The 7,239-nt window shown below is 70.2% G+C and carries 6 protein-coding genes; 3 read left to right on the top strand and 3 right to left on the bottom strand.

Features of this window, described 5'->3' with window-relative positions; genetic code table 11:
* Nucleotides 1-2,249: M4 family metallopeptidase (locus tag H5J33_RS17790; RefSeq protein ID WP_181795923.1), on the top strand; the 2,249-nt coding region annotated here is incomplete at its 5' end.
* A gap of 102 nt (nt 2,250-2,351) precedes the next feature.
* On the opposite strand, the gene H5J33_RS17785 is transcribed toward H5J33_RS17790, so the two are convergent.
* Entirely contained in the window at nt 2,352-3,059 is a 708-nt protein-coding gene (locus H5J33_RS17785) for a trypsin-like serine protease (RefSeq protein ID WP_181795922.1), read from the bottom strand.
* A gap of 228 nt (nt 3,060-3,287) precedes the next feature.
* Entirely contained in the window at nt 3,288-3,875 is a 588-nt protein-coding gene (locus H5J33_RS17780) for a sigma-70 family RNA polymerase sigma factor (RefSeq protein WP_181795921.1), read from the bottom strand.
* 831 nt (nt 3,876-4,706) lie between these two features.
* Between H5J33_RS17780 and H5J33_RS17775 the strand changes: the two genes are divergently transcribed.
* Nucleotides 4,707-5,750: a medium chain dehydrogenase/reductase family protein gene (locus H5J33_RS17775; RefSeq protein ID WP_181795920.1), complete on the top strand. Its 1,044-nt coding sequence runs from the start codon at nt 4,707-4,709 to the stop codon at nt 5,748-5,750.
* A gap of 128 nt (nt 5,751-5,878) precedes the next feature.
* Complete coding sequence (locus H5J33_RS17770; protein ID WP_181795919.1) at nt 5,879-6,292, top strand: ester cyclase; 414 nt, start codon at nt 5,879-5,881, stop codon at nt 6,290-6,292.
* Nucleotides 6,293-6,449: 157 nt separating this feature from the next.
* Here H5J33_RS17770 and H5J33_RS17765 read toward each other — a convergent pair.
* Nucleotides 6,450-7,239 (bottom strand): CU044_5270 family protein (locus H5J33_RS17765; RefSeq protein ID WP_181795918.1); only part of this gene is annotated, 790 nt, incomplete at its 5' end.

Genomic DNA, 7,239 nt, shown 5'->3' with positions numbered 1-7,239 from the left:
GGCTGAGCCCGGCCCAGCGCAAGGAACTGATCCGCAGCGCCCAGGACGAGGCGACCGGCACCGCGCGCACCCTCGGCCTAGGCGCCAAGGAGAAGCTGGTCGTCAGGGACGTCGTCAAGGACGCCGACGGAACGCTGCACACGCGCTACGAGCGTACCTACGACGGCCTGCCCGTCCTCGGCGGCGACCTCGTCGTGCACACCCCGCCCGCCTCGCGGGCCAGGGGAACCGTGAGCACCACGTACAACACCAAGCGCAGGGTCGCGGTGTCCTCCACCACCGCGACCTTCACCAAGGCCGCCGCGGAGGGCAAGGCGCTGAAGGCCGCCAAGGCCCTGGACGCCGTCAAGCCCTCGACGGACAGCGCACGCAAGGTGATCTGGGCCGGCGACGGCACCCCGAAGCTCGCCTGGGAGACCGTGATCGGCGGCTTCCAGGACGACGGCACGCCCAGCAAGCTGCACGTCATCACCGATGCCACCACCGGCAAGGAGCTGTACCGGTACGAGGGCATCGAGACCGGCGTCGGCAACACCCGTTACAGCGGCCAGGTCTCGCTGACCTCGGCCAAGTCGGGCTCGTCGTACACCCTGACCGATGCCACGCGCGGCGGCCACAAGACGTACAACCTCAACCACGCCACCTCCGGCACCGGCACCCTGTTCTCGCAGAGCAGCGACACCTGGGGCGACGGCACCAACTCCACCGCCACCACCGCCGGCGCGGACGCCGCCTACGGCGCCCAGGAGACCTGGGACTTCTACAAGGACACCTTCGGCCGCAGCGGCATCAAGAACGACGGCGTCGCCGCCTACTCCCGCGTCCACTACGACAACGCGTACGCCAACGCGTACTGGGACGACAGCTGCTTCTGCATGACCTACGGCGACGGCACCGGGAACAACGACCCGCTGACCTCGCTGGACATCGCCGGTCACGAGATGAGCCACGGCGTCACCTCCAACACCGCGGGCCTGAACTACAGCGGCGAGTCCGGCGGTCTCAACGAGGCGACCTCCGACATCTTCGGCACCGGCGTGGAGTTCTACGCCAACAACAGCTCCGACCCCGGTGACTACCTCATCGGCGAGAAGGTCGACCTCAACGGCAACGGCACCCCGCTGCGGTACATGGACAAGCCCAGCAAGGACGGCCACTCCGCGGACTCCTGGTCCTCCTCCCTCGGCAACCTCGACGTCCACTACTCCTCGGGCCCGGCCAACCACATGTTCTACCTGCTCTCCGAGGGCAGCGGCACCAAGACCATCAACGGCGTCACGTACAACAGCCCGACCTCCGACGGTGTCGCCGTCACCGGCATCGGCCGCGACGCCGCGCTGAAGATCTGGTACAAGGCGCTGACGACGTACATGACGTCCAGCACCAACTACGCCGGCGCCCGCACCGCCGCCCTCAACGCCGCCGCTGCGCTGTACGGCACCAACTCGGCCCAGTACGCGGCGGTCGGCAACGCCTTCGCCGGCATCAACGTCGGCAGCCACATCACCCCGCCCACCGGCGGCGTGACGGTCACCAACCCGGGCGGCCAGTCCTCCGCCGTGGGCACCGCCGTCAGCCTCCAGGTCCAGGCGTCCAGCACCAACAGCGGCTCCCTGACCTACAGCGCCTCCGGCCTGCCCGCCGGCCTGTCGATCAACGCCTCCACCGGCGTGATCTCCGGTACGCCCACCACGGCCGGGACCTACAGCACCACCGTCACGGTGAAGGACTCCACCGGCGCGACCGGTACCGCCTCCTTCTCCTGGACCGTCAGCACCAGCGGCGGGGGCGGCGGTGGTGGCTGCACCTCGGCCCAGCTCCTGGCCAACCCGGGCTTCGAGTCAGGTGACACCGGCTGGACCAACAGCGGCATCATCAACAACGACACCCGTGAGCCGGCCCACAGCGGCTCCTGGACGGCCTGGCTCAACGGCTGGGGCTCCCCGCACACCGACACGCTGTCCCAGTCGGTGACGATCCCCGCGGGCTGCAAGGCGACCCTGACCTTCTACCTGCACATCGACACCGCGGAGACCGGCAGCACCGCCTACGACAAGCTGACGGTCACCGCCGGCTCGAAGACCCTCGCGACGTACTCGAACGCCAACGCGGCCTCCGGCTACAGCCGGAAGTCCCTCGACCTGTCCTCGCTGGCGGGCCAGACGGTGACCCTGAAGTTCACCGGCGTCGAGGACGACTACCTCGCGACCGACTTCGTCGTCGACGACACCGCCCTGACGGTCAGCTGAGCACGCACCGGCCCCGCATGGTCCCGCACCCCTTTCCCGGGGTGCGGGACCATGGCGGATTCACTGTCGAATCGATCGCATGTCCGACGCATCGCCAAAGGGTCACCAGGCGGTGTTGATCGGTACGTGCATGTCCCTCAGGAACCGCTCCGCGCTTTCGTCGAACATGGAGATGTAGGCGTGAGCGGGGTCGCTGGGGCCGCCGTCGGAGGAGACGACGCCGTACTGCCGGCCCTGGAACATCATGGCGCCGCCCGAGTCGCCCTCGCGCAGGATTCCGTTCTTCAGCGAGTTGTAGACCCGATAGGCCGGACCACCGGCCAGGTCGTAGCCCTGATCGATGATCCTGACCCGAGCCTCCTTCAGAAACTGTGAACCGGTGCAGGTCAGGCATGTCCTTCCCCATCCCTGGACGGTGGCGTACTGGCCCGGGGCGGGTTCCACGTTCGTGTTGACGCTGATGTGATGGACTTCGGGGATGCTGCTCAGGTCGGCTTTAAGGCTCGCGACGGCCAAGTCCCCGTGCGTGTTGACGTTGCCGATCCTGATCCGTGTTCCCTCGCCCTTGAGGGTGTGCCCGACCACGACGTAGTAGTGGTCGTAGGGCACACCCGACCTGAAGCAGTGGGCGGCTGTGAGAACCTTGATCGGACCGACGACGCTGCCGCTGCAACAGTAGGCCGGCCCGTCGGGTGTCGCCTCCCACACCTGGGCCATCCCGGTGCCCCACATGGCGGCGATGGTCGTCCCGCCCTCGACGGCCTGGGCCGACGGGGCGGCCGGACCGAGAGCGGAGCCCAGGGCGAGCACGCGGCGGTCGCGACGGGGCGCGCCCCGGCTATGCGCGAGAACCTCACTCTGTTCTTCTCCTGACACTCGTGCTGCGTAGTCGTTGGACCAGGACATCTGCCGGGACCCCGACGCGCACCGTCCTCGGGGGTAGGGACGGTGCGCGTCATTCCGTTCAACGGACGTACGCCCGGCCAGGTTCGGTGTGGAGGGCCGGCCACCCGTGCAGGTTTCACAGGTGCGCGCCGCTCAGCCGAGGACACCGCGGGCGGCCAGGGCGCGTTGGAGCGCGCGCATCGCGTAGAAGGTGCGCGACTTCGCCGTGCCCGGTGGAATGCCCAGGAGTTCCGACACCTCGTTCACGCTGAGACCGCGGAAGTATGTGAGGTGCAGGATCTCGCGCTGCCGCGCGGTCAGGTCCGTCAGCGCTTCCCGTACCACCTGGGCGGTCAGTGCACGGTCCGTGCCGTCGCCGACCGGCACGACGGCGTCGTCCAGTTCATGGAGGACGTCGGGGCGCGCGGCTCGTGCCCGGTGCTCGTCGATCACCAGATTGCGCAGGACCCGGAACAGCCAGGGGCGGATGCCGTCCGCGGAGAGGGTGAGCGAGGGGCCGTGGCGCCAGGCCCTCACGGCGGTTTCCTGCACCAGGTCCTGGGCTCGGTGCAGGTCGTTTCCCAGGCCGCGGGCCGCGTAGGCCAACAAGGCCGTCCCGTGCTCGGCGTACAGCTCGCGTACGAACTGATCGGCGTTCGCGGCGGCGGGCGGTGTGGCGGGCCCGGGGATCGTGGTGCCGGCGTGCTCGGCGGTCAGGACGGACGTCTGCTGGGTGTTCATGATCTCTTCCCGTGATGGTCGGGCATCCGTTCGCGGGTGCCGTGTGAGGTCCGGACGGCTGCTTGCGGCGGTCGTCGCCGGGTGGGCCGGACGCGGGCGCCGGAACCCGGCCGCTGTGAGACGAGCGGCTCGGCGGTTGCGACGTGATCAGCCTGGGGCACTCCTTGTCCCACCCGCCACGTCTGCCGGGAATCCGGGACGGCTGGAACGCGAAAAGGCGTCTGACCTGCGCAGACGCAAGCGTCGTGGGATGGCCGGACGTAACGCGGAACCGCTGTTCCCGCCCTGCCGGGACGGCGGAGGGGTCTTCGTCAGAGGACGGGTGCGGGCCCGGCCGCCGGAGCGGATGGACGTGCGGTGGGGGCTGCCGGGATTCCGGCAGCGCACGGTCCCGGGAGTGTGAACGATGCGCTGTCCCCCTCAACGGCTCACTCCTGCCGAGAGTTCGATGAGCGAGGAACGGCCATGGAATCGCCGGCCAGCCGATCCGCCGGGAGAGGCATGCCGGGCGGCCGCCGGGCGGCATCTGTCCGGCGATGGCGTCGAGGGACAGACCCGGCGCCCCGGCGACGGCGATCTGCTCCCGGGCGCGTTCCTCGATCTCGGCGCGAAGCCGGGCGCGGTAGCGCTCGCGTGGGGACCCCTTGCCGGCAGCCATGCGGATGTCCCTTCCGTGGGGGCCCGGCTGCGGGTGGCGGCCGGCGAGCCGTTCGGCGCAGGCTCATGGTTAGAACCTATTACGAAGATTCTTGACTGTCACTGGATGTGGAAGTTATAACTTCCAACGAACGCGCCGGCCGCCAACGGAGCCGGCGGTCGAGGGAGGTCCTCATGAACGCGGAAACGAACGCCGGGACGATGGTCGAGGTCGTGCTGCCGGGCAGGGTCGAGCCGGAGGGGCTCGAGGTGCGGCACGGGGCGGTGCCGACTGCCGGTCCGGGCCAGGTCGTCGTCCGTATGGAAGCCACCGGCATCTCCTTCGCGGAGCAGCAGATGCGCCGCGGCCGCTATTACGACCAGCCGCCCTTCCCGTTCGTCCCCGGCTACGACCTGGTCGGCACCGTGGCGGCGACCGGTGAGGGGGTCGACGCGGCCCTGGTCGGCGCACGGGTGGCCGCGCTGGTGAAGGTCGGCGGATGGGCCAGCCACGTGGTCCTCGACGCCGCCGACCTGGTGCCCGTCCCGGACGGGATAGGCGCCGCGGAAGCGGAGACCGTGGTGATCAACGGCATCACGGCCTGGCAGATGCTGCACCGCAAGGCCCGGGTGCGCGCCGGCCAGACCGTGCTGGTGCACGGCGCCAACGGGGGTGTGGGGTCCGTGCTGGTCCAGCTCGCCCGGGCCGCGGGCGCGCGGGTGATCGGGACCGCCTCCGCACGTCACCACGCCGCCCTGCGGGAACAGGGGGTGATCCCGGTCGACTACCGCACCGAGAACATCCCCGCCCGTGTCCGGGAACTCGCCCCGCGCGGTGTGGACGCCGTCTTCGACCACGTCGGCGGCCGGAGCATCGTCGACTCCTGGAGTCTGCTCGCCCCCGGTGGCACGCTCGTCTCCTACGGCAGCGCCTCCACCCGCGACGACGAAGGCTCCAAGCAGTGGCCCGTCCTCAAGCTGCTGGCCCGGGTCTGGCTGTGGAACACGCTGCCCAACCGCCGCCACGCCTGCTTCTTCAACGTCTGGGCCGGCCGTGCCCTGAACCGCGACCGCTTCCGGGCCCGGCTGCGCCAGGACCTCACCGAGGTCTTCGAGGCGCTGCGCCGGGGTGAGATCACCGCCCGGATCGCCGCCGAACTGCCCCTCACCCAGGTCGCCGAAGCGATGCGGCTGGCCGAATCCGGCACCGTCGCCGGAAAGGTCGTCCTGCGCGCCTGACCCATCAAGCACCGGCACACACGCGTCCCCTCCGGCGATCGCACCCCCCTCGCGCCGCCGCGGCGTCCCGCGCCTCCGAACTTCGTCACGGCGCGAACATCCTCAGACGAGCCCCGTGGCAGTGCGGCATGCTGCGCGCCCCGCTCGACGCCTGGCTGCGCCTCTGGAACGGCGACTACACCAGGGCACCGGGCATCATCTCCCCGGAGTTCACCGTCCACGCCGCCCTCCTCGACGGAGGCGACGGCAGCGGCATCCACGGCGCGGACGGCCTGGCGGCCTGGATCGCCCAGACCCGCGCCGCCTTCCCCGACCCGCGCTTCTCCCTCCAGACCGAACCGCTGATCGCCGGACACCGTGCCTCCGTGCGCTGGACGGCCACCGGCACCTACGCCGGCGGCTTCCCGGGCGCCGAGGCCGAGCCGGGCACGAGGGTCACCTTCACCGGCACCGACACCCTGCGCATCGAGAACGGCAAGTTCGCCGAGTACTGGCTGAACTCCGACACCCTCCAGCTCCTCACCCAGCTCCGCGCGCTGTAAGCGTCTCCCGCGGCACCCGGTGCCCCCGCTGCCGCGGACGCGGCGGAACACCGTGGTGGTCGCCTCCGCCCACGCCTCGCACTTGTGGGGACGTGATCAGCCGCGGGAACGCGGGGAGCTGCCCCAGGGAGGTCCCTGAAGCAGCTCCGCGGGTGTGTCAGCTGCCTTGCGCGGGCACCTGCTTGATGCCGTCGACGATGGCTCGCTGCGTGACGGCGCTGGTGAACAGGACGGTTCCGGGCTTGACGAGTTCGCCCGGTCCTCCGGCCTTGCTCACCTGGACGGTCCGCTCGCCCAGGAACACGTGCGTGTTCCTGTCGAAGATCCACTCCTCTCGCTCGCCGCTCTTCTCGTCCAGCCGGGCGACCGCCACGCCGTGCCGGCCGACCGCGTCGACGGCGTCGTTCACGGTGACGACGCCGGGGATCTTCGCGGCGGCCTTGAACAGCGCCTTGGTCAGGGCGGGCGGCGGGTAGCTCTCGCCGAGCAGGTCACCGATCGTGGCGAACGCCTCCTGGGCCGGTGAGTTGCCGTGTCCCTTGGTCTCCTTGTAGATCTTGGCGAGGAGCGCGTCGGGGTCGGTGGGCAGACCGGCCAGGTAGTCGTACGACGGATGGTTCAGGCCGGCGACGGGGGTGTTGCCCTGCTCGTCGGGGAGACTGAGGGTTTCCCCTTCGGGACTGTCGTTGACGGCGGGGTCGATCAGCCATCCCTTGGTTCCGTCCGGCGAGTACCACACCTGGCGCTTGTGCAGCGCGTGGCTGGCGAGGCTGCTCTTGCCGTCGACGGTCTTCACGAACGTGTCGGCCGTCTTGGACTCGATGTACACGTACTGGCCCGCTTCGAGGGCCGGGTGCTCCTCCTGGGCCGCGACCAGGGTGACCTGGTCGAGCAGGCGGCCCACCCCGTCGGGGCTGGCGGTGCCGATCCGCGTGGTCAGGGCCGGA

This window comes from Streptomyces sp. WELS2 (genome assembly GCF_013870595.1).
GTDB lineage: Bacteria > Actinomycetota > Actinomycetes > Streptomycetales > Streptomycetaceae > Streptomyces.
Note: the sequence above shows the minus strand (reverse complement) of the source record. Positions and strands in the feature narration are given on the sequence as shown.